This is a genomic window from Amycolatopsis sp. NPDC102389, assembly GCF_044765885.1.
GTDB lineage: Bacteria > Actinomycetota > Actinomycetes > Mycobacteriales > Pseudonocardiaceae > Amycolatopsis.
On the sequence record NZ_JBIWKX010000016.1, the window covers coordinates 89,587 to 112,176 of the forward strand.

18 protein-coding genes are annotated in these 22,590 nt (G+C 68.8%); 7 read left to right on the forward strand and 11 right to left on the reverse strand.

Translation table 11 applies throughout. The annotated features are described in order from the left end of the window. Positions 1-7 precede the first annotated feature (7 nt). The 7 genes from ACIRGA_RS16755 to ACIRGA_RS16785 form a co-directional block, all read right to left on the reverse strand. Positions 8-1,663 (reverse strand): thiamine pyrophosphate-binding protein, encoded by a 1,656-nt coding sequence (locus ACIRGA_RS16755; RefSeq protein WP_400941929.1) that lies wholly within the window; start codon positions 1,661-1,663, stop codon positions 8-10. Next, positions 1,660-2,601, reverse strand: coding sequence for an ACP S-malonyltransferase (locus ACIRGA_RS16760; protein ID WP_400941931.1), 942 nt, complete (start codon positions 2,599-2,601; stop codon positions 1,660-1,662). The genes ACIRGA_RS16755 and ACIRGA_RS16760 overlap by 4 nt, the downstream gene beginning before the upstream one ends. 35 nt (positions 2,602-2,636) lie before the next feature. Then, positions 2,637-3,503 carry a DUF4429 domain-containing protein gene (locus ACIRGA_RS16765; protein WP_400941933.1) on the reverse strand — a complete coding sequence of 289 codons (867 nt, stop codon included), beginning with the start codon at positions 3,501-3,503 and terminating at the stop codon, positions 2,637-2,639. A gap of 9 nt (positions 3,504-3,512) precedes the next feature. Beyond that, entirely contained in the window at positions 3,513-3,716 is a 204-nt protein-coding gene (locus tag ACIRGA_RS16770) for a DUF5708 family protein (RefSeq protein WP_400941935.1), read from the reverse strand. A 73-nt stretch (positions 3,717-3,789) separates the two neighbouring features. Continuing rightward, the gene (locus ACIRGA_RS16775; protein WP_400941938.1) at positions 3,790-4,986 is read right to left on the reverse strand and encodes an MFS transporter; all 1,197 of its coding nucleotides are present in this window, start codon (positions 4,984-4,986) and stop codon (positions 3,790-3,792) included. Between the two features lie 464 nt (positions 4,987-5,450). Further along, positions 5,451-8,078, reverse strand: a complete 2,628-nt coding sequence (lanKC, locus tag ACIRGA_RS16780; RefSeq protein WP_400941941.1) for a class III lanthionine synthetase LanKC — start codon at positions 8,076-8,078, stop codon at positions 5,451-5,453. A 41-nt stretch (positions 8,079-8,119) separates the two neighbouring features. Further along, on the reverse strand, positions 8,120-8,926 hold the full coding sequence (locus ACIRGA_RS16785; protein WP_400941944.1) for a GNAT family N-acetyltransferase: 807 nt from the start codon (positions 8,924-8,926) through the stop codon (positions 8,120-8,122). 602 nt (positions 8,927-9,528) lie between these two features. On the opposite strand from ACIRGA_RS16785, the gene ACIRGA_RS16790 reads away from it, so the two are divergent. Genes ACIRGA_RS16790 through ACIRGA_RS16805 form a run of 4 tightly spaced genes read left to right on the forward strand, consistent with a single transcriptional unit; the run spans position 9,529 to position 16,205 of the window. Beyond that, a complete protein-coding gene (locus tag ACIRGA_RS16790; protein ID WP_400941947.1) occupies positions 9,529-10,467 on the forward strand; it encodes a ribonucleotide-diphosphate reductase subunit beta in 939 nt (312 codons plus the stop codon). Between the two features lie 10 nt (positions 10,468-10,477). Then, positions 10,478-13,156 carry an aldehyde dehydrogenase family protein gene (locus ACIRGA_RS16795; RefSeq protein WP_400941949.1) on the forward strand — a complete coding sequence of 893 codons (2,679 nt, stop codon included), beginning with the start codon at positions 10,478-10,480 and terminating at the stop codon, positions 13,154-13,156. Continuing rightward, positions 13,153-14,466, forward strand: coding sequence for a cytochrome P450 (locus tag ACIRGA_RS16800; RefSeq protein WP_400941952.1), 1,314 nt, complete (start codon positions 13,153-13,155; stop codon positions 14,464-14,466). The genes ACIRGA_RS16795 and ACIRGA_RS16800 overlap by 4 nt, the downstream gene beginning before the upstream one ends. After that, positions 14,463-16,205, forward strand: a complete 1,743-nt coding sequence (locus ACIRGA_RS16805; RefSeq protein WP_400941955.1) for an FAD/NAD(P)-binding protein — start codon at positions 14,463-14,465, stop codon at positions 16,203-16,205. The genes ACIRGA_RS16800 and ACIRGA_RS16805 overlap by 4 nt, the downstream gene beginning before the upstream one ends. Here ACIRGA_RS16805 and ACIRGA_RS16810 read toward each other — a convergent pair. Further along, positions 16,189-17,655: an MFS transporter gene (locus tag ACIRGA_RS16810; protein WP_400941958.1), complete on the reverse strand. Its 1,467-nt coding sequence runs from the start codon at positions 17,653-17,655 to the stop codon at positions 16,189-16,191. The genes ACIRGA_RS16805 and ACIRGA_RS16810 overlap by 17 nt on opposite strands. A 75-nt stretch (positions 17,656-17,730) precedes the next feature. Here ACIRGA_RS16810 and ACIRGA_RS16815 point away from each other — a divergent pair, with 75 nt between their 5' ends. From ACIRGA_RS16815 to ACIRGA_RS16825, 3 genes are read left to right on the forward strand one after another with little or no spacing between them, the layout of a single operon-like run. After that, the gene (locus ACIRGA_RS16815) at positions 17,731-18,309 is read left to right on the forward strand and encodes a TetR/AcrR family transcriptional regulator (protein ID WP_400942008.1); all 579 of its coding nucleotides are present in this window, start codon (positions 17,731-17,733) and stop codon (positions 18,307-18,309) included. Then, positions 18,306-18,683: a MaoC family dehydratase N-terminal domain-containing protein gene (locus ACIRGA_RS16820; RefSeq protein ID WP_400941961.1), complete on the forward strand. Its 378-nt coding sequence runs from the start codon at positions 18,306-18,308 to the stop codon at positions 18,681-18,683. The genes ACIRGA_RS16815 and ACIRGA_RS16820 overlap by 4 nt, the downstream gene beginning before the upstream one ends. Next, positions 18,680-19,072 (forward strand): MaoC/PaaZ C-terminal domain-containing protein, encoded by a 393-nt coding sequence (locus tag ACIRGA_RS16825; RefSeq protein ID WP_400941963.1) that lies wholly within the window; start codon positions 18,680-18,682, stop codon positions 19,070-19,072. The genes ACIRGA_RS16820 and ACIRGA_RS16825 overlap by 4 nt, the downstream gene beginning before the upstream one ends. A gap of 31 nt (positions 19,073-19,103) precedes the next feature. On the opposite strand, the gene ACIRGA_RS16830 is transcribed toward ACIRGA_RS16825, so the two are convergent. The 3 genes from ACIRGA_RS16830 to ACIRGA_RS16840 form a co-directional block, all read right to left on the reverse strand. Beyond that, positions 19,104-19,433, reverse strand: a complete 330-nt coding sequence (locus ACIRGA_RS16830) for an SRPBCC domain-containing protein (protein ID WP_400941965.1) — start codon at positions 19,431-19,433, stop codon at positions 19,104-19,106. Continuing rightward, the gene (locus ACIRGA_RS16835) at positions 19,345-19,818 is read right to left on the reverse strand and encodes a hypothetical protein (RefSeq protein ID WP_400942014.1); all 474 of its coding nucleotides are present in this window, start codon (positions 19,816-19,818) and stop codon (positions 19,345-19,347) included. The genes ACIRGA_RS16830 and ACIRGA_RS16835 overlap by 89 nt, the downstream gene beginning before the upstream one ends. Positions 19,819-20,279: 461 nt before the next feature. Beyond that, positions 20,280-22,556: an ATP-binding protein gene (locus tag ACIRGA_RS16840; protein WP_400941968.1), complete on the reverse strand. Its 2,277-nt coding sequence runs from the start codon at positions 22,554-22,556 to the stop codon at positions 20,280-20,282. Positions 22,557-22,590 lie beyond the last annotated feature (34 nt).

Consider the following 22,590-nt stretch of genomic DNA (forward strand, 5'->3'; position numbering starts at 1 on the left):
CACCGCGTCACGGGTGCACGGCGGGGAAATCACCGTCCACTTCGGATAGTCCGGGCGGGGAGTCAGCGAGGTCGACGGGCACGTACAGCACCGAGACCCGGCCGTCCGAACACGCGGCAACGGCCTGCCGCAGGATGTCTTCGGTGCGCGCGGAATCGTCGAGAACCGCCTGATGCACCGGGGAATCGAATCGGGTGGCCGGAAGGCCACCATCGGCGAACGAGAAGCGCTCGCCGTCCAGCCCGCGCTGGTCCAACTGCGACTGCAGCCAGCCATAGCCGCCGTTGCACAGTACCACGAAAAGCACGCCGATCCGTTCCTTCGCGAAAGTCTCCAGATCGGCGTCGAAGAGGGTGAACGCGCCGTCGCCGACGAAGGCGACGACCTGGCGGCCGGGCGCGGCGAGGGCGACACCGCCGGACGCGGCGGCCCCGAAACCCAGGCTCGTCTGTTCCGAAGGGACGATCGATCCCGCGCCCGAACGGCACGGCAGATGCGGGAAGAGATAGGACCACATATCCTGCAAACCGTTCTCCTGCACCAGGATCCGGTCCGGAGGGAGGACGGCGTCCATCGTCTGCAGCAGGCGCGCGATCACGGAGTCCTCGGCGATCGCCTTGGCGTCGGCGAAGACGGCGTCCCTGGTCTCGGCGATCCGGCGCTGCCAGCCCGGATCCGGCGCATGGCCGGAAAGCGCGTCCAGCCAGCCGTCCACCACCTGGCCCGCGTCGCCGACCACGCGATGGCCGTCGAACTCGAGCGAGAACTCCTCCGGCGCCAGGTTCACCTGGACCACCGGCGGCGACTCCCAGCCGAACGTGGCGGTCTCTTCGAGCCTGCTGCCCAGCGCGATGACGAGGTCTGCGTCCTTCCAGAGCCCCGCGGCCGCCTCGGGCAGATACAGCCCGGACAAACCGAGAAAGCGGTCGTGGGACTCGTCGACGGCGCCACGGCCGGTGGCGGTGCTGAACACGGCGGCGCCGAGGCGCTCGGCGAACCGCTCAATGACGCCGTCGCCGTTGCGATGCCGCGTACCACCGCCCGCCAGCACGACCGGCTTGCGCGCCGCACGGATCGCGGCCAGCGCGGCACTCCCGTCCGGTACGCGATGTGCCACGGACGTTTCCGGCGCGGACTGCCACGGCCGGGTTCGCTCGATTTCGGTGGCGAGCAAGTGATCCGGGAGTTCGAGGTACACCGGGCCCGGCACGCCGCCCGACGCGATGGCCCACGCCTGTTGCACCGCGGACACGACGCGGCCGGGGTGATCGACCCGGTGCGCCCACTTCACCAGCGGCCGGACGAAGGCGAGCTGGTCCAGCTCCTGGAAGGCGGCCGAACCACGGCGCTCGACCGCCGTTCCCGCCGCCAGCACCACGAGCGGCGCGCGTGAGCAGGATGCTTCCAGTACTCCGGTGAGGACGTTCGTCGAGGCGGGCCCCTTCCCGATGACACACACGCCGGGGCGGCCGGACTCGAGCGCGTAGCCGGTGGCCATGAAGGCCGCGTTGCGCTGGTCGCGACAGAGGACCAGGCGCAGGTCGCTGCGCTGGATCGCGGCCAGCAGGACCAGATCGTCCGCGGGAAGGCCGAACACGACGTCCGCGCCCGCTTCTTCGAGGAAGTCGGTCACGGCATGCCAACAGCCGGGATAGGTGGTCATCGTTTCGCTCCTGCCGGCACTTTGAAGCCTTTTTCCGGATATTCCATGACGGCCTTCGGCGTGACGACCGCGGTCGGCACACTGTTGCCGGTGAGCCGCGCGAACATGTTGCGCGGCCCGATGATGTACGCCCGTTCCGCGCGGCTGGCGCGGATTCCTTCGACGACGGTGGACCAGCGGACCGGGCTGATCCAGCCGTCCAGCAGATCCCGCATCACCGCGTCCGGGTCGGTGAGCAGCTCGCCGGTGACGTCCGAAAGCATCGGGAGCTCCGAGCGCCGCCACGAGAATTGGCTGTACACCTCGGTTTCCAGGCGCTGCCGCAGCTCCATCACCATCGAGCAGTGCTCGGCCCGGTTCATCAGGTAGAACGCGAAGCCGCCCGCTTCCAGGACCAGCTCGCGGAAGCGTTCCAGACCGGTCATGGTGCCGGACACGCCGTGCACCGAATTGTCCAGGTAGATCGACCCCTCGACGCGATGCCCCTCCGCGACGCACTGCGCGAGGAGCCGGTCCACGGCCTCGGAGTCCAGGCGGTAGAAGAAGAAACAGCCGACCGGCTCGGCGAGACCGCCGAAGTAGTCGAGCTCGACCCGCGTGCTTTCCCGCACCAGGCGCAAGGCGTCGGCGTAGTCGAGCACGCCGGCGTAGACGGCTCCGACGATCGCGCCGAAGCTCTGCCCGCCGTAGACGACCGGGTCCAGGTCCAGATGCTCGGTGGCCCAATCCGCGAGGGCGAGGCTCAGCGCCAGGAACCCGGCTTCGAACACCTCCCAGTCGTAGACCTCCGCCTTTTCATAGGCGTCGATCAGTGAATAGCCGAGCACGTCGTCGGCGACCGCGAGGCGGCGCTTGGCGAATTCGTTCTCGGTCAGGAAATCCGCAATCGCGGGAAAGGTGGTCGGAACCAGCCCCGGAAAGTAGATCGCGTCGGCCACGTGCCCTCCTCCACGGCTGCCGTGGCCGGGCACGGTCACAACCGGTCGAGTTGGTCTTTCTTTCTGCGCTCGAACTCCTCTTCGGAGATGAGCCCGGCGTCGCGCAACTCGTTCAGTGCGCGAATGGCGGCGACGATTTCGTCGGATATTCCAGGGCCGGCCTGTGCCGGCGAGACGGCACCGAGTGCCCTCCGCTCCCCCGAGCAACGCTGGATTTCCGCCAGAAGCGATGCCGCGAATGGTAGCGAATCCGCGAGGCCGCCGTAACCCAAACCGAAAAGAATCACGCGCGGATCCTCTTCCGCCTCGGCGGCGCTCTCGCCGGTCCGCACCGCGAGATGGCCCGACATCAGTCCGGGCTTGACCCACTCGGCGCCGGTGAGTTCGCCGAGTGGGTAGACACTTTCCCGCTGCGCGCGTTTGGCGCGGGAAGCCTCTTCGTTCCAGCGGAAGCGCAGCACGCCCGGCTCGAGGTGGGCGTCACCGTCGTAGCATTTGAGCCGCAACGGCGGGGCTTCCGCGTCCATCAGGAACTTCTCGCACGGCTCGGTGCCCCGCGCGTGCAGCTCGGCGCGCAGCCGGAGCCCCTCGGCGTGGTAGCCGGCGAGTTCCTCCTCGCCACGTGCCAGTTCGAGCTCGTACAGCGCGTGGTCTTCCGGCAGCTGCCCGGCCGCGGCCTCCAGATACGGGTCGGCACCCGGGCGCAGGAGCAGCTGCAGCACGGGTACACCCCCGCTCTGGCCCGCCCTGGCGCCGGCGATCGCCTCGTCCGGAACCACTCGCCCGCCGATACGCCGCAGCAGCTTCGGATTACCGCGACTGGCTGAATATTCAATGACCACGTGGCCCTCTTCGAGGATCCAGGTGGCGTTCTCACCGGCGAGTTCGAAACCCAGTGTCATGGATCCCGGCTACCGGTCCAGTTTCTTCTTGGGCGGGAAGATCATCACACTCGCGGTGATCACGAGCTCGATACCGCCCAGCACCGCCAGGACGATCCCCACCTTGTCCAGCGAGAATACCGGGATCTCGACCCCTCCGCCGACCATCCACAGGATGAGGCCGCCGACCAGCATCACCGCACCGATGATGAGTGACTTGACATTCGCGGACAAAGAAAACCTCCTCAGAATTCGCGGTCCGAACGCCGAACTCCCGACCCCCGGTTCCGCTCATTGGCACCGCCCGTCAGCTTCTTCGCCCCGCTTGCATACCACGCAACGGCCGGACGAAGAACAGTGCAAGAGCAAATCCAAGATAGCAGAATCCGAGAACCACGAAAGTGTGACGGGTACCCGTCGTGGCCAGCAACCACGACAGCAGCGACACGGCGACCGGGCTCGGCGCCGAAACGACGGTCGTGGCGATACTGGTGACCCTGCCGAACATCCGCTGCGGCACGCGCTCCTGCAGTACGAGCATGTACAGCAGGTCGACCGGGCTGATCACCACGCCCGCCACGAACATCAGCACGAGCGCGACCGCCACCCCGATGTCCAGGGTCAGCAACAGGATCAGCGCCGCGAGGCCGAGATACGCGGTGAGATACGCGGCGCGGCGCGGAATCCGGTGCCCGAAGACGCCGTACAGGATCGTGCCGACCAGGGATCCGGCGCCGAACGAACTGATCAGGCCGCCGTACCAGGCCGGCGAACCGATCTGGTCGCTCGCGTACGCGGTGAGGCCGATCGTGGCGAGCCCCGTGTCGAGCGCGGCGAACAACGTGGTCGCCCCGATCAGCGCACGCAGGATCCGGTCGTTCCAGAAGAAGCGCAGGGCGACCCGGAACTGCCGGTAGTACGAGCTTTTGTCCTCGTGCAGGTCGCTCACCGGATTATGCGGCGTGGCCAGGAAGAACAGCACGATCAAGGCGGCGATCGCACCCGCGGCCGCGTCGATGAGCAGGGTCATCGGGCTGCCGAGCAGGCCGACCACCACTCCCGCGACCACCGGCCCGAACAGGCTCGCCATCGAGTTCAGCCCGCGCAAGGTGGCGTTCGCGCGTTCGAGCGTTTTCCCGGACTCCGCGGCCAAAGCCGGTAACAGGCCGAAGGTCGCGACGCGGCCGGGCTCGTCGGCCGCCGAGCGGATGAAGGCGAGGACCAGCAGCATCCACCACGACAGCGAATCCGCCCTGTCGAGGACGAAGGTCAGCGCGGTGACGACCGAACCGACCGCCATCGAAACGAGCCACGACAGGCGAAGTCCCCATCGGTCGAGCAGCGGGCCCATGAAGAGCCCCGTGACGATCGACGCGACCACCGACACGGTGACCACGGTCCCGGTGAACGCGATGTCGCCGGTGGCCGCGAGCACGAACAGCGGATACGCGACGGCGCCGACGCTGCTGCCGATCAGGTTGACGGCGAAGGCGATCTGCAGCACAACGTACGCCTTCGTCCCGGCGGACCCGGTTCGAGTGCGTGACTTGAGCATGGCGGACCCCGTTCGCACGGTGGGATTTCGACGGAACAGAGCAAGCCGGCGGCGAGTCATGGCCCCGTGTCGGGGGACCAACGGCTCGCCGCCGGCTCACGTACTCGGCTGGGTCGTGAGCGGCGGACGGGGTGTACACCTCGCCCGCCGCTCAGGACCTCCGGCCAGGGATTCAGCAGGAGTTCGAAACGGTGCTGCCCGGCAGGGTGGACTCAGCGGCGCTGGTCTCGAGGTCCTGAAGGTCGAAGATGTTCATCCTTGTTCACCTCCTCTTGCGAAGCAGTGACGAAGCACAGTGGAAAAGAATTCAGCAGGCGTTGGAGACGGTGCTACCCGGCAGGGTGGTCTCCGCGGCGCTGGTCTCGAGGTCCTGCAGCTCGAAGATGTTCATGGTATTTCCCCTTTCACATTTTTCACTGGATTCCCGCCTGTTTCCCGGCATCGTGGCGAGCACCGGCCGCCGCACCAAGGCCACCGGCCGATACGCCTGAAACCAAGGACAGGAAGGGAAGGAACGGGATCGAGGGATCGTGCACGGAGGCGACAGCCGCCAGCACACCCGCGTTACCCGTGGCGAAATCCATGGACAAGCGGCTACATCCGTCACCGGGAAAAGAGACATGTCCATGCAGGGCGAGAGAATGCCATCCGAGATTGTCCAGATGGGTTTTCACTTGCTCTTCCTCAATGGTACTTGAGATACCCCGCGAAAGTCGAGCGATAACGGCGAGCAATCCGGCGCGACCGTGAAAAAGATTGGCGTCCGCCACGAATACGCTCTGGCAAGCCCTGCTCAACGGCGCGATGGATTCGAGAATGCGCTCATCGGCGACGTGCGCGGTCAGCTCGTCGGCGACCAGCGCGATGCCGGCACTGCCCACCTCCAGATAGGGAAGCGTGCGGAACCCGCCGTCGACCTGGAGTGTCTCGCCGCCGGCGGGCAGGCAGAGGTCGAGATCCCGGTGCACGGCGTCGACGGCGAGGTCGAGCCAGTACTTGTCACCCGTGGATTCGTAGAGCCGCAACAGGAAGAGGCCCACTCCCGACCAGCCACGCAGCAGGCCGGCGTGCGTCCCCGCATCGCGCGCCCGGCCGAGCGCGCCCGGCGGCCGGTCGATGCCGTGTGGTTCGCCGTCACCGAGCGCGGCCTCGACGCGTTCCGCCAGCCGCAACGCCGTGGTCAGGTCGTCGTACTCGGCCCGCTTTTCCGCCAGGTGCAACAGATTCAGGCCGATCCCGGCGAGCCCGCCGAACAGCGTGACGTCGGTCAGCTCGTCGAGCTGTCCCGAGGCCCGCTCGACCAGCTCGGCCGCCTCGGCCCGGTGGCCGAACAGATCCAGCACATGCGCGACACCGTGCGCGCCGTCGAAGAATCCCGGCCGGGCCATCGGTTTCGCGATCCGGTCCAGCAGCCACCGTTCGTGCTCCGGTTCGACGGCGAAGCCGGTGACGGCCAGCGTCCACAGCACTCCCGCCGCACCGTAGGCGAAACTCTCCCCGCCACCGCGGAAGACCTCGATGTCGCCGGGGAAAAGCCGGTCGGCACGCTCGGGCGTGGCGCTGCTCCGGATCGCCGCGGCCATCGAGCCGAGCGCGTCCGGCCAGCGGAGCGGCGAACCCGCGCCGACCGGCGACGGCCGCGCGGGCCCTGTCCCGGCCATCCCGGCCTTGATCCCGGACGCGAACCCGGCCGGCAGGTCGAAGATCCGTTCCGCGGTCTCGACCAGTTCGTCGAGCTTGCCGGGCGCGAGGGCGAGCAACGACGTGAGCGGCATGAACAGCCACAGCCGGAGCGCGGCCAGTGCGTGCCGATCGATGTCCTTGCCCTGTTTGGCGCCGGCGGTGAACCCGGCGTGGCCCATCTTCTGGCGCCGTTCCTCGGTCGCCTCGAAGGCGGCTTCGAAGTCGACCAGGCCGACCGAACCGTCGTCGTCGACCAGGATATTGGCCGGGTGCAGGTCTGCGAAGACGACGCCGCGCTCGTGGACCCGCTCGACGAGCTCGCCGATCCGGGCGTGCAGCGCGAGCGCACGCTCCGCGTAGGCGCTGCGGTCCGCCTCCGTCGCCGCCGCGCCGACCAGCGGGAAGTTCAGCGCCAGCCACTGCTGCAGCGTCGTGCCCGGTATCCGGTCCATCGCGACGAACCGGTGGCCGGCGATGGTGAACACGTCGTGCACCCGCGGCACGCCGGGCAGTCCTTCGAGCCGCCGCAGCGCCCAGATCTCCTGCTCCATCCGGCCGACCGCGTCGGTCCCGCCGCCACTCAGCCCGGCATGCGGGCGGGCCTCCTTGAGCACCACTTCGGCGCCGTCGGACTGCCGTGTGGCGACGTAGACCCCACCACCGTTGGAGAAGTGCAGCGCCTCGGTGACCCGGTAGCCGAAGTCCCCGCCCGCCTGCTCGCGCGTGGCGAGGCTTTCGGCGAGGAACTCGGGCAGGCTGACCCAGTCCGGCACGGTGAACACCGGACGGCGTTCGTCCGGCACCAGCCGTCCGTCCGGACGGCGGACGGCCAAGACCCGCTCGCCGTCCGGTCGCGGGCAGTACATCGGCCGGAACCCGCCGTAGCGCACGTAGAGCGGCCCCTCGTTGTACCGGAGGTCGCTCAGGATGTACGGCCCGTCGGCGCCACCGAGCTCCGCGTCGAGATCCGCCAGGCAAGACCTCAGCTGGTCCTCGTCGCGCGGGTAGAGCGCGAGCGCCTTACCGCTCGACGCGCGCGGCGCGTACTTGAGGCTGAACGCGTGCACCAGGCTCGAGTTGACGAGGAACTTGAACGGGATGGCGTGCGCGAAGCAATATCGCGCCACCACGTCCACGGTGGACCGTGCCGATTCCGGAGTCGTCGCCACGTGGATCTTCCAGCCTTGTTCGGGCAGGTCGAAGCCGGGCGGGGTGAGCATGACCCACCCGTCGGCGCCACCGCGCGTCCAGCCCGCCGGGACCTCCGGCGCGAACTCCTCGCGCCCTTCCTGCCAGTGCACCGGATCCTCGAAGAACACCGGATCCGCGAGGGTGTACAGCTCGGCCAGCGGCTTCATACCGTTCCCTTCCAGCCTCGATGCCGGTTGGCGACACAGCCTCAGTAAGGCCGCTCTCGGGCGGCCCGGTCGGCGAAGTCGCGCAAAGACGTTTGCGGGTCGTTCGCCAGGAATTTGGCGAACGCGTCCCGCGCTTGCTGCTTGTCCTCCGCCGGGATCACGTCTTCGACCGGGCTGCTCTTGGCGAACGCCTTGGCCCCGATGACGAACTCGTCGCGCAGGATCGACCACACCGTGCGGTCGTGATACTGGCCGTCCAGGAAGTAGTAGTCCCGGAGCACGCCTTCGAGCACGAAGCCGCCCTTGGTGAGAATGCTCATCGTGTGTTTGTTGTAGGACGCCGTGGTGAACTCGACACGATGCGCGTTGCACTGGTGGAAGAGATGGTCCACCAGTATCCCGAGCGCTTCCGCGCCTATCCCGCGCCGCCACAGCCCGGGATCGCCGATGGCTCCCCCGATCGCATAGGAGCCGGCGCTGCCGGCCTTGCGGTAGTTCACCACGCCGACCGGATCCCCGTTTTCCGCGACGACCAGCAGATAGCGCACAGCGCCGCCATCATTGGCCACTTTGAGTTCTCGCGCGGTCACAGTTTCGTTCATATCGCCGGTGAGCGCGCTCGCCAATGACATCGGTCTGAGCCACTGCTCCATCAGACCGTAGTCGTCATCGGAGGGCGGCCGCAGGGAACACGATTTTCTTGACACGGATTTAAGACCCCCAAACAAAAGTGCGCAGCACTCGACACCGAACCGTCGGCGGACTGGTGCCCGAGCCCCCGCGGGATGCGCCGGACACCACCCCTGGTCCACGCGCATACCACGAAACCCGACACCGGACGGCCACATCCGACGAACGGAGGAATACCCCAGAAAACCCCAGAAACGGCTATCACACCGTCAGACCTACGTCGCTTTCACAATCCCCGGGACAGGTACGCGCTACGCGTCAACCAGGTACCTCTGTCCCCCCGGCCCCACGGGAAACTGTTCGATGCGAAACCTAGACCAGCACATATCGGACTGTCAACCGATAGCGCGACACTGGGGGACAGTACCTAACAGAGCGGCGTCACCGTCCCGGAAAGCGGGTATGTTCGTACCCTAATCTACGCCGGAGTAGTCACCCGTTTGGAGTCATCTATTGGCTTCGGCCACCACAGCGAGCCGTTATGCACTAATGGGTGAAATGCATTCACTGGAGCCTTAGTTCAGCAGTTGAAGTTTCACCCGCCCACCTTGTCTTCCTAAGAATTTCTCAGGCGCGTTGTCGAAGCCACCGGGCTCGTGTACCTTCTGCGGCATCAGGCCATGTCGCGGCCACACTCTGTTCTCTGGTGCGGATTATGCGCACCGTCATATTTTCTCCTGCCCGGTCTCGGGCACCCGACGGAGAATCGGTTCGTGGGTGCCCAGTCATCGGTACGGAGATTCGACGACTGGAGGACTTTGTGACTCGGTGGACCACCTTGCTCATGGACGACGCGCAGCTGAGCGAGCTGCCCAACGTTCCCGCCGCTGACGTGCTCCGGCACGCGGACCTGGTCGCCGCCCGCGCGCCGAAGCCGATCGAGCTCTACCAACGCTGGGAACGGCAGCAGTGGTCGGCCGAGGACCTTTCGTTCGGCCGCGACCAGGTGATGCTCAACGACGAACGCGTTCCCGCCGGCATCCGGGCCATGCTTTCCAACGCCATCGCCACCTTCATCATCGGCGAGTACACCGGGCTCGACATGCTCGGCCCGATCCTGACCGGCTCTCCCGACGAGGAGTACTCGGTCTTCCTCGGCACGCAGATCGCCGACGAGACCCGCCACACCCGCGCGGTGTTCCGGATGGGCGCGGAAGTCCTCGGCATGGACGAGAACCCGCGCACGATGCTGGCGCAGGCGTGGGGCCTGGCCACGCCCGCGCATACCGAGCTGGCACTGCTGGAGGGCCGGATCGTGCGCGAGGTGCACGAACGGCCGATGGACTACGGCCAGTGGCTGCAGGCCGTCTCCCTGTTCCACTTGATCACGGAGGGTGTTCTCGCGCTGGTCGGGCAGCGGGTCCTGGTGCACGCCCTGCGCGACATCAATCTCTTCGACGGCATCAAGACCGCGTTCGTGGCGATGTGCCGGGACGAGTCGCGGCATATCGGTTTCGGCCTGCACGCCCTGCGCACCGGGGTCAAGGAGGGCTACGCCGAGCAGATCTACGGCGTGCTGGAGGAGGCCGTGCCGCTCGCCTTGCGCCTGGACAACGAGTTCGAGGGGATCGCGGTCGACTTCCGCGCGATGAGCATCGACATCCTGCGCCGCCATCTCGGCGCGATCGGCGCCGATCCGGCGTTCATCTCGCATCTGCTCGATCGCCACGACACCCGGTCCAAGCTGCACACCGCCTGAGGGAGAAACCGTGAATCACGAAGCCATCCGGATCGTCTCCCCGCGCGGAGCCATGACCGGCCGCGATGTCCTCCGTACCTGCGCCGGCGTCGCGGATCGCCTGGAGACCCTCGGCCTGCGGCCCGGCGATCGTGTCGGCCTCGTCGCCGCGAACTCGGTCGACTACGTCCTGACGCTGCTCACGCTGATGCATCTCGACGTTTCCCTGATCCTGCTGGACGACCAGCAGACCGCCGAAGAACGCGCCCGGGTGCTGCGCCGCGCGTCGGCCCGCTGGCTGATCTGCGACCCGGTGGTCGAGGCGGGCGGCGCCCCGGTCCACCGCGTCGAGCTGGGCGAACTGATCGACGCCGAGGCCCCGGCCGCGCCGGCGTTCGAGCTCGACCTCGAGCGCTGGTGGGCCCGCGAGGACGCGCTCATCGTGTTCTCCTCGGGCACCACCGGCGACCCGACCGCGGTGGTGCGCTCCGGGCCCGGCCTGCGCGGCAACATCGAACGCACCCAGCTCCGGATGCGGTACACCGGCAACGACGTCCTGCTGCCGCTGCTGCCGTTTTCCCACCAGTACGGGCTTTCGCTCCTGATGCTGTGGCACTCGGCCGAGTGTTGCCTGGTCGTCGTGCCGCACACCCGGCTCGACGCCGCCGTCGAAGCGATCACCGAGCTGAACGTCACCGTCGTCGACGGCGCGCCCTCGACCTATCACAGTCTGTTGCGCCTGCTCGAAAACCGTTCGGTCAAGCGCGACGTTCTCGCCTCGGTCCGGATGTGGTGCGTCGGCGGCGCTCCGCTGGGCGCGAACCTCGCGGCGCGGTTCAGCGAATTCACCGGGCGGCCGCTGCTGGACGGCTACGGCAGCAGCGAAGCGGGCAACATCGCACTGTCCTCACCGGAATTCCCCGACCTGTGCGGGCGGCCGCTGGACGGTATCGAGATCGACATCGTCGACGAGGACGGCGCCCCGGTGCCGGACGGCGAGATCGGCGAGCTGATCGTCCGCACGCCGGACCTGATGGTCGCCACCCTCGGCGAGCACGGCGAACTACGGCGTACCGAAGGCAGGGACCACCGCACCGCGGACATCGGCTACCGGACGGCCGCCGGCGACATCGCCGTGCTCGGACGCCAAGGCGCGGTGCACCGACACGGCTACACGCTCTACCCGGAAGTGCTGGCCCACAAGGCCGAAGCCGCGGGCGCGCCGGTGCGGGTGATCGACATCCCGGACGACCGGCGGGGCAGCCACCTGGTCTTCGTCGTCGCCGACGAGTCCTGCAAGGACGCGCGGGCCTGGCGCCGCACCCTGCGTCCCCACCTCGCCACCCACGAACAGCCGAACCAAATCCTCGTCGTCCCCACCTTCCCCCTCAACCGCACCGGAAAGATCGACATGAAAGCCTTGCGCGAGCTGGTCGAAACCGAGTTCTCCCCCACCGGTGACACGCTCACCCGGAGTGCGCAGCGGCCCGACACCTCGGTCGTGCCCCTCCCCGAGCGCGTCCCCGCGCTGCTGGCGACCGAACGCTATCTGAGCGAGCACCGGAGCGAGATCCTCGAAATCCTCACCGAGGTCTCGAACCATCAGACCGCGGCGGGCGAACTCGACACCGCCATCGAGACCCTGCGCGGCGCGGTCGAGGAGATCTCGACCTACCGGCCTTCGCTCGTCAACCGGACGGCCGTGTTCATGCCGTCCAACATCCCGCTCTACGCCTACGTGCTGTACTTGATGATTCCCAGCCTGTACAGCGAAAGCGTGGTCTTCCGGCCGTCCAGCCACATCCGCGGCGCGCTGGGCCGCCTGCACGAGCTGCTCTCGGCCGTGCACGGACTGCCGATCGAACTTTCCGCCAGCACGCAGCGCGAGTTCGTCTCCGGCCCGGTCGCCGAAGCCGACCTCGTCGTGTTCACCGGCACCTACGCCAACGCGGAGAAGATCCGGACCCGGATCACCGCCGCCCAGCTGTTCGTCTACTTCGGACAGGGCATCAACCCGCTGATCGTCGGACCGGGCGCGGACGTCGACCTGGCCGCCCGCGACGCCGTGGACATCCGGCTGCTGAACTCGGGCCAGGACTGTTTCGGCCCGGACGTCTTCTTCGTGCACGAATCGGTCAGCGAGGAGTTCCACACCCTGCTGGCGAAGCGGATCGACGAGCTGAAGTTCGGCGCGAACGACGATCCGGACGCCGACTACGGGCCGATGCACTACGAGCAGGCGTTCGGCTACGCGCTGGAATACCTGCACGGCAACGCGGCGCATATCGTGCACGGCGGGCACGTCGACCTCGGCGGGCGGCGGCTCGAACCGACCGTGCTCGGCCGCGACCTCGCCGGGGTCAAGACCAACTTCGAGGAGCTGTTCGCGCCGATCTTCAACGTGTTGCGGTACAAGGATCAGGAGGAGCTGCACGCCGTCCTCTCCTCGCCCTTCTTCGAGGAACGCGCGATGGGCGCGATGGTGTACGGCGACCTGCCGGAGACCGTCGAGCTGCTCGCCAAGCGGCACGAGGTGTGCCTCAACACCACGTTGCTGCAGACCGAGAACGGCAACGCGCCGATGGGCGGACGCGGGATCATCGCGAACTACGTCGCCTTCGGCGGGCGGCGCACGGCCGAACCACTGCTCGTCTCCAAGGTGGTCGCGGACTACCTGCGCCAGGGCACCGAGCGACGCGAGACGGCATGAGCGTGCCGCCGCCGGGACCGCGGCTGCCCGCCGCCGTCCAGACGATGCTGTATTGGGCCTCGCCACGGCGCACCGTGCGCCGCTGGCGGGGCACCCACGGCGACGTCATCGGGGCGACCATCCGTCCGATGGGCGAAGTCGTCTTCCTGTGCGGGGCCGGCGACATCAAGGAGCTGATGCGCGCCGACCCCGAGACGTTCCGCGCGGGCGCGGCCAACGCCGCGCTCGGCGGGGCGTCGAGCAGCTTCTCGGTGCTGATCGCCGACGGTCCCCGGCACACCGGCGCGCGAGCGGTGATGATGCCCGCGTTCCACGGCCGGGCGGTGCGGGCCCAGGTCGAGTCCATGGCCGCGATCACCGACGCCAACATGGCGACCTGGCCGGTCGGGCGGCCGTTCGCGCTGCACCGGTACACCAAGGAGATCGCACTGGACGTCATCCTGCGCGTCGTCATGGGGGTCGGCGCGGACCGGCTCGACGAGATCAGGACGGCCATGCTCCGGCTCAGCCGCACCGAATCCGCGGTGGAGCTCGCGCTCGGCAGCCCGCTGTTCGCGCGGCTCCTGCCGTACGCACGGCAGCGTGAACGGCATCTCGCGGATTCCCACCGGCTGCTGCGGGAACTCATCGCCTCGCACCGCGCCGACCCCGAGCTGGACAAGCGGGTCGACGCGCTCGCGTTGCTGGTCGGTGCCCGCGACGAGAACGGTGAACCGCTTTCGGACCGGGAGATCGAGGATCAGCTGATCACGCTGCTGGTGGCGGGCTACGAGACCACCGCGGCGGGGCTGGCCTGGACGTTCGAGCAGCTGGTGCGCGCGCCGGAGGTGCTCGCCAAGGCCACCTCGGCCGCGGACACCGACGACGACGAGTACCTCGACGCGCTGGTCAAGGAAAGCCTGCGGCTGCGCACGGTCGTCCCGGACCTGAGCCGGATGGCGATGACGGACGTCGACTTCGCGGGACATCGGATCAAGGCGGGCACCATCCTCACGCCGTGCGTCGATGTCGTGCACGAGTCGCCGGAGGTCTTCGGTGACGCCGGGGTCCTCCGGCCGGAACGGTTTCTCGAAGACAAGACCGCGGCGGTGAACTGGCTGCCGTTCGGCGGCGGGATCCGGCGCTGTCTCGGCGCGACGTTCGCGTTGGTGGAGATGCGGACGGTGATCAAGCGGATGCTGCGCGAATTCGAGTTCGCGCCCTCCACCGCCCCGGGCGAACGCCTCGTCCGGCGGCACATCACGGCCGAGCCGGGACGGGGTGCGACGGTGACGGTCCGGGCGAGGACGGCGGTCGCGGCGGCACGATGAGAATCTGCGTCGTCGGTGCCGGGCCGCGGGGAACCGGTGTGCTGCAACGGCTTTGCGCGCTCGGAGACGAGCTGGAGGTGCACGTCGTCGATCCGTACCCGCCCGGCCCCGGGCGGATCTGGCGGCGTGCCCAGCCGGACCTGCTGTGGATGAACTCGCCGGTGTCCGGTGTGGACATGTTCGGCGGGCCGGACGGGCTTCCTTCGCTGTGGGAATGGTTCCGCACCGAGGGCGAGCCCCTGCTGGCCGACGGTGAGCTGGCAGGCGAGGCGAGCAGGCTCACCGAACGCCGGTTCGCCTCCCGGCCGCTCGCCGGGGCGTACTACGAATGGATCTTCGCCGGCGCCGCGTCCGGGAGCCGGGTGCACGTCCACCGCTGCCGCGCCGTCGACGTCCGCGATCATGGTTCCGCGCAGGCGGTCTGGCTCGAAGGCGTGCCGGAACCGCTCGTCGTCGACGCCGTGATCCTCACGCAGGGGCACATCGGTGCCCGGCCCGGCCCGGCGGAACGCTCGCTGGCCGCGTTCGCGGAGTCGCACGGGCTGACCTACCGGCCGCCGGGGCACGCCGAGGACGTGCCCACCGTCCGGCCCGGTGAATCCGTGCTGCTGCGGGGTTTGGGCCTGACCTTCATCGACCAGGTGACCCTGCTGACCCAGGGCCGCGGCGGCAAGTTCCGCCGCACCGGCGCGGGCGAACTCGTCTACGAACCTTCCGGCGAGGAGCCGGTCATCCACGCGGGCTCGCGGCGAGGAGTCCCGTATCACGCGAAGCCGACGTCGGCATTGATCGCCGGGCCACCTCCGTTGCCTCGCTTCTTCACCCACGACGTCGCCGGTTCGGGGCTCGACTTCCGCGAACGGCTGTGGCCCTTGGTGGTCAAGGAGATCCTCGGCGGCTACTACCACGAACTGTTCCTCGGCCATCCGTTCCGGACGGCGATGAGCTGGGACGAGTTTTCGGAGCGGTTCGCCGAAACCGATGATCCGGCTTCGCTGATCGCCGCGGCCGTGCCCGATCCCGCCGACCGTTTCGACCTCGACACGGTGGCGGAACCCATGGCCGGGCTTAGGTTCGGCTCGCCGGCGGAGCTGGGGCGGTGGCTGCGCGGTCACCTTTCCGACGTCCTCGTGCGACGGTCGGATCCGTGGTACACCCCCGAACTCGGCGCGCTGGCGGGCCTCGGGTCGGCCGTCATGACGACCATCGAGCTGGCCACCGCCGGGCGGATCGCTCCCGCTTCGCGGAGCGCCGACGTCGAGCGCTGGTTCCTCCCGTTCGGAAGCTATCTGTCGAGCGGGCCACCGCAGCGGCGTGTCGCCGAGCTGATCGCCTTGTCGGAAGCCGGTGTCGTCCGGTTCCTGGGGCCACGGCTCAAAGTGTTCGCGACGGAGGAAGCCTTCGTCGCTTCGAGCCCCGCGGTGCCCGGGACCGTCCGGGCCACCGCGCTGATCGAGGCCAGGCTGGCGGAGCCGACCGTCCAGACCATGACCGATCCGCTCCTGACCGCGCTGTTCGGCCGCGGTGAGTGCACCGCGGAGCCGGGAACCGGCCGGCTGGCCGTGCGCGAGTCGGACCACCGGCTGCTGACGAGATCCGGAACCGCGCATCCGCGCCGGTTCGCGGCCGGCCCGCTCGTGGAACGAGTGCGCACGTCGGCGTCACAAGACGTACCGGAGTTCGGATTCTTCGCGGTGAACGACTCGTTGGCGCGCGCGGTGCTCAGCGGCGACGCGTGAGAAATACCTTGCCCAGCGACCACACGGTGTCGAGGAGGAAGATCGCGGTCCAGATGCGGCCGATGTTGAGCAGCCAGTGCCCGCTGGAATTCCAGAACCACGAGGCGTCGTGCGGTCCGCCGAACACCGCCTCGACCGGCCAGCTGTACCCGGCGATGGCCAGCGCGATCTGGGCGACGACGTAGATCACGGCGTGCCCCGCCCAGGCGTTGAGCGGCGGGATCTTGACCTTCTCTTCGGATTCTTCTTCCGGTTCTTCCTCGACCGTTTCCTTCGTCTCCGGCGGCTCGGGCCGGTCGACCGCGCCGACCCCGGCGAGCGCGGGGCGGATCACGGCGGAGGCGACCAGCAGCAGCGCGGCGGCGGAAAGGCAGGCGATCACCCAGCCGTTCTCCAGACCGTAGAGAAGGCCCGCGCCGAGTGTGCCGATCGTCGCGCCGAGCAGGTTCGCGCTCTCGTAGATGGCCATGCCCCGGCCCAGATCGACTCCGGCGGCCTCGGCGACGACGGACTGTTCGACCGGGACGGCCGCCGCGAACGCGGCCGCGGCCAGCACCCAGGCGATCGCGATCGTCCAGGGATTCGGTGCCAGGGAGAGGATTCCCGCGAAAAGCGCACTGCTGATCAGCGCGACCGTCATGACCCTGGCGCGGCCGAGCCGCGTGACCACACCGTGCAGGAACTCGGGGACCGTGCTGTACACGATGAATCCCGGCAGGAACACCGCCGCGATCGCGCCGAGCCCGAGCTGGTAATTCCTTTGCAGGTGCAGCAGAAGCAACAGCGCGACGCCGGCCTCCGCGACGGCGGTGAGCACGACGACGCCGAGCAGCGGCCGCATCCGGCGCGTGAGGCCGCCCAAGCGCGGGGTCGCCGTGGTCGTTGCGGTCGACGGTGGATCCGCCTTGCCGACGAGTACCACACCGGCGGCCGCACACGCGGCCGCGCAGAGCCAGAACACCCCCGCGTAATCGATCCGCGAAACGAGCGTCACCGCCGCGGCGAAGGCGATCCAGGTGCCGGTGCCCTCGGCCGCGAAGAGCTTGGCGAAGACCCCGCTGTCCTCGGTGAGCCTTTCGGCCACTTTGGCGCGCAACGCGACCCAGAACAACGCGCCGCCGACACCACCGGCCACGGCCGCGCCGAGTGCGGCGGGAAGCCCGGTCGAGAGCGCGTAACCGACGAACGAAAGGGCGTACAGGAACGCGCCGGCCGCGGCGAGACGGCCTCGGTCGAAACGGTCGGCGAGCACGCCGGCCACCGGCCTGCCGAGAAACGACACCAGCGTTTCGGTGGCGGTGAGCGCGCCGATCGCGGCGGGCGAAAGACCGAGGGCGCTGCCCGCCCACAGCGGCAGCACGAAGTCGAGGACCTCGACCGGCCCCTTGGTCAGCCCCGCGGCGAGGTTGGCGACCCCCGCCCGGCGGCCGGTCGCTGCTGATCCGGTCATTTCACCCCTCCCGAACGATAGGATACAGTCGTACCCTGATCATGCAACCCTCGGGGAGGCCGCACCGTGCCGAAGATGGTGGACCGCGACGAACGCCGTCGCACCATCGCGAGCGCCCTCCTGCGCCTCGCCGCGCGCGAAGGTCTGGAGGCGGTGAGCGTCCGATCGGTGGCGGCCGAATCCGGGGTGTCGGCGGGCGCCGTCCAGAAGTACTTCCCCAGCAAGGAGGACATGATCCTCCGCGCGCTGGAGATCACCGAGGAGCGGCTCGAACGCCGGTACGCCGCGCTGCCGGAGGACGCCGGGATCGTCGACCACCTCCACCAGTCACTCCCCCTGGACGAAGAGCGGCGCGAAGAGGCGATCGTCGTCACCGCCTTCACCGCGGGCGCCGCCAACCGCCCGGACTGGGCCAAATTCCTCGCGGAAGGCTATGCGGCCATCCAGGAGACCACGGCCGCGCTCCTGCGCGAGGCACAGGCGTCCGGCCTGATCCCCGCCGACCGCCCCGCGGACGCTCTCGCGGCGGGCCTCACGGCGTTGAGCGACGGCTTCACGTCGCGCATGCTGCAGCTGCCGCCGGATTCGCCCGAGATCGACCGGCTCCTCGACGCCCTGGACGTCTCCGCGCACGCCCTGCTGGGGTTGCCATGAAACTGCCGCCGGTCACCACCACGGTCTCCGCCTCGCGAGTACGGGACTTCGCCGCGTCGATCGGCGAGGATTCGCCCGTCTTCCACGATGTCACCGCGGCCGTCATCCCGCTGCCGCCGACGATCCTTTTCGGCATCGGCGCCGAACTCGAAGGAGACGCCGCGCTCGACGCGTTCGGCCTCCGCCCGGCCCAAGTGCTGCACGTCGAGCAGGAGTTCCGCTACCACCGGCCGGTCCACGCCGGCGAGGAACTGACCTTCCGTTCCGTCGCCTCGAGTTTCGACCGCCGAGGCTCGGCTTTCGTAGTCCTGGAAACCGAAATCACGCGCTCGTCCGAACTCGTCGCCGAACTGCGTCAGGTGCTGATGGCATGAACGTCGGCGACACGCTTCCCTCTTTCACCGCGCCGACGGTGACGCGCGACGGCCTGGCCAGGTTCGCTTCCGCGTCCGGCGACGACAATCCGATCCACCTCGATCCGGCCGTCGCCGTCGCGCAGGGTCTCGACGACGTCATCGCCCACGGCATGCTCTCGATGGCCTACCTGGGACGCCTGATCACTTCCTGGGTGCCGCAGGACCGGATTCGTTCCCTGCGAGCGAAATTCGTCGGCATGACCCCCGTCGGGGCGGCACCGGTATGCGGCGGGCGGGTCCGGGCCGTCGAGGAGATCGACGGCGAACTGCGGGCGACCATCGCGCTTACGGTGAAACTCGGGGACGGCACCACGACCGTGCGGGGCGAAGCCGTCGTCGCGGTGTGAGCCGACACACCTGGCCACAGTGGACGGAAGATCAGCGACGCATGGCGGACAGTTCCGCCGCCAAAGCATCCATGGTGGCCTTCATTCCCGACTCCATTCCTGAATTCACGTGGGCGTCTCGTGCTTCCTTGGAAGAGTAGGAACAGTGGTCCCGCAGGACCGTGCGTCCGTCCCTCTCCTCGAACGTCACTGTCACCAGATGCTCGGAGCCGGCGACAGGCTCGTAGCACTCGGTGTACACGACGCGATGCGGCGCCTCGACCTCGCGGAATTCACCGGAGAACGCGTGTTCGACGCCGTCCCCGGCCGCGATGGCATACCGCCACCGCCCGCCGACCCGCAGGTGTGCCGGTGATATCACGGCAGATGGGCACGAGCGCGGTGCAGAACGGGCCTCCGTCATCGCCTGCCTGGTTCTGGTGTACCTGGCCTGGGCCGCAGCATGCCGGGTCTGTGGCGGTGGACTCCGACATCCGCCGGTACTCCTCGCGGACTCGTTGTACCGCGAGGGGGACGAAAGCGGGCGGCACCAGGTCCCCGGCCCGTTGGTCATAGCGATCGACGACGCCGTCCATGATCGTCCACCAGCCGACGAGGTCATCCGGGAGAGCGAGCCCGACGAGGCGCTGAAGTTCCCGGATATCGTCGCTGGGGCCGGGAGGCCGGATCTCGCGGACGGTGGCTGGGGCGTGTTCCCGCAGCAGGTTCATGATCTGCTGCCACAGCTGGTTCACCGGTGCGGTCACGAATACCCACCTTCTCGTCGTTACGTCCGGGGTTCGGCGATGGGCATTACGCGTTCGTCGCCGGCGCACCAGAGCCGGGCCGCGCCTCGGGACTCTGTCCGAGCACGGGCAGGGATGGCGTGGGTGGAGACTCGCCGCTTCGAAACCCTGCGTGGAGTATGAGCCGTCACCCCACGATGTGCACCGGCGACGACCGTGCCCTACGCCAAACAACACGTACAACCGACGCAGAACACCGTGTTCACATGGAGGAAGTCCATCGCCACGATGCCTTTGGCCTGGGCGGTAAGGAACTGCTTCCAGTCCCCTGTCGTGCACACCGGCCGGCTCGACGTCATCACCGCACCTGCGGCCGAGTAGGCATCCCCGGACGCGCACCGGACCCGCCAGGCAGGCACAGGCATTTCAGCGGTACCACTGTCCACTGTGGGTTCCGGAGCGACGTCGCACGTTCGTGCCGATCAGCGGTTCGCGGTCGCCACCCACGTCGCGATCCGAGTGCGGTTGTCCACGCCGAGCTTGGTCATGATGTGCTGCACGTGCGTCTCCACGGTGCGACGCGAGATCGCCAGCCTGGTCGCGATGTCCCGGTTGGACAGTCCGGCGCCGACCAGGTCGGCGACTTCCCGCTCGCGTCCGGTCAGCCGCTCCCCGCCCGCCTGGTCCTCGACGTCGGCTCGCTCGCCGAGCGCGTAGGCCAGCGCCTTCGCCTCGGGAAGTGCTTCGCCCACCGCGCGCGCGTGATCGAACTGGTCTGCGCCGAGACCTTCGCGAGCCTCGTTCAGGTGGTCGAAATGCGGTGTCGCCAGCGAGCCCGCCGCCTCGGCCGAAGACCCGACGAGGTCCCACAATGTCGCGGCGATACCGAAAAGCGTCGCCGAGCGCACGTACTGCCCCCGGCGCGCCGCCACCCAGGCGAGCGCCTCGGTGTGATGCGCCGCGCCGAACCGGTTGCCGATCCGTAGATCTGCCCTGAGCCCTGACTTGGACGCGGTCTCCGCCACGGCGGCGTCGCCGTAAAGCACCTCGACACAGGACCGGGCGTACTCCGCCATGCTGAGGTAATACGCCTCCCCCGCCTTCTCGGTCAGGGCCAGCATCCGGCGGACCACCTCCCGGGCGCCGGTCAGGTCGCCCACCACCGACGTGCACACGCCGAGGATGAACAGCGGATGCAGCTCCCGGCGGAGATCACCCTGGGCGCGGAAGGTCTCCGACGTGACCGCCGCGAGCCTCGCCGCGGTCTCGAAGTCCCGTTGCAGCATCGCTCCGAGGGAACGCACATGGCACAGGAAGGTCCGCGCGGGCTCGCCGTCCGCCCGATCCAGGAGCGCGTCCGCTTCGGCCAGCAAGGCCTCGGCCACACCGACATCGAACTGCCACAGCGCGTGCAACGCGCCGACCCCCAAGGCCATCGGCCGATCCGGATGCTCTGCCGGAGTCGCGGCGTAAGCCCGCGTGAGCCAGCCTCGTACCTCGGCGAGCGATCCGCGCAGCGTCCAGTACTCGTCCAGCCTGGTGGCCATCCGCAGCGCGGCGGCCGCTTCGCCGGGCTCTCGCAGCGACCACTCCAACGCCGTCCGCAGGTTCGCGTGGTCCAGCCTCAGCCGGTCCACCCAGCTTTCCTGGTCGGGGCCGACCCACTCGGCCTCGGCGGCCGCGGTCAGCCGGTCGTACCAGTCGCGATGCCGTCGCATCGCCTCCGTCAGGTCGCCGTCGCGCTCCAGCAGCTCGTGGCCGTATTCGCGCAGCATCTCCAGCATCCGGTAGCGCGCCATGCCGCCGTGTTCCTCACGCAGCAGCACGGATTTGTCCAGCAGCCCGTCGAGCACGTCCAGTACCGCGGCACCTTCGCAGACGAACTCGGCCGCCTCCGGTTCGAAGGACCCGGCGAACACCGCGACCTGCCGCCACACCGCTTGTTCGGCCGGCGAGCACAGCCGGTAGCTCCAGTCGATCGTGGCGCGCAGCGTCCGCTGCCGTTCCGGCGCGGTGCGCGGTCCGGCGGTGAGCAGGCCGTGGGTCAGCCGGTCGGCGATCTGGCCCGGCGAAAGCGCCCGCACCCAGGCGGCCGCGAGTTCGATGGCCAGCGGCAGGCCGTCGACACCGCGGCACAGGCGTGCGATGTCGGCGACCGTCTCCTCGGTGACCAGCATCGACGGGACCACCGTCAGCGCGCGGTCGAGAAAGAGGCGGACCGCGTCGTACGAGGCGAGCCGGTCGGGCGTGGCGTCCTCCGGCGGAACGGGCAGGGGAGGTACCGGCAGCACCTCCTCCCCCGGCAGGTCGAGCGACTGGCGTCCGGTGGCGAGCACGACCACATCGGGACAGTGCCGCAGCACCTCGCCGACGAACACCGCACACGCGTCGACCAGATGCTCGCAGTTGTCCAGCACCAGCAGCGCCGCCCTGTTCCGGAGATGGCCGAGCACCGTGCCGAGGATCGGCTCGCCGGGCCGGTCGTGCAGGCCGAGGCGATCGGCGACGAGGTTGGCGATCAGGGCCGGATCACGCAATTCGGCCAGCCCCACGAAGACCGTGCCGCCGTCGAACCCGGACGCGGCGTCACGCATCGCCCTGATCGCCAGCCGGGTCTTGCCGACACCACCCGGCCCGGTGAGCGTGGTCAGCCGCCCGGAACCGAGCAGCCTGCGAACGTCGGCACCCTCGGCGTCCCGTCCGATGAAGCTTGTCAGCTCACCAAGGCCGGCATCGTCGCGCCGGACGAGTGCGCACATACGGCGGGATCATACGGGATCCGGCCGGGCCGTT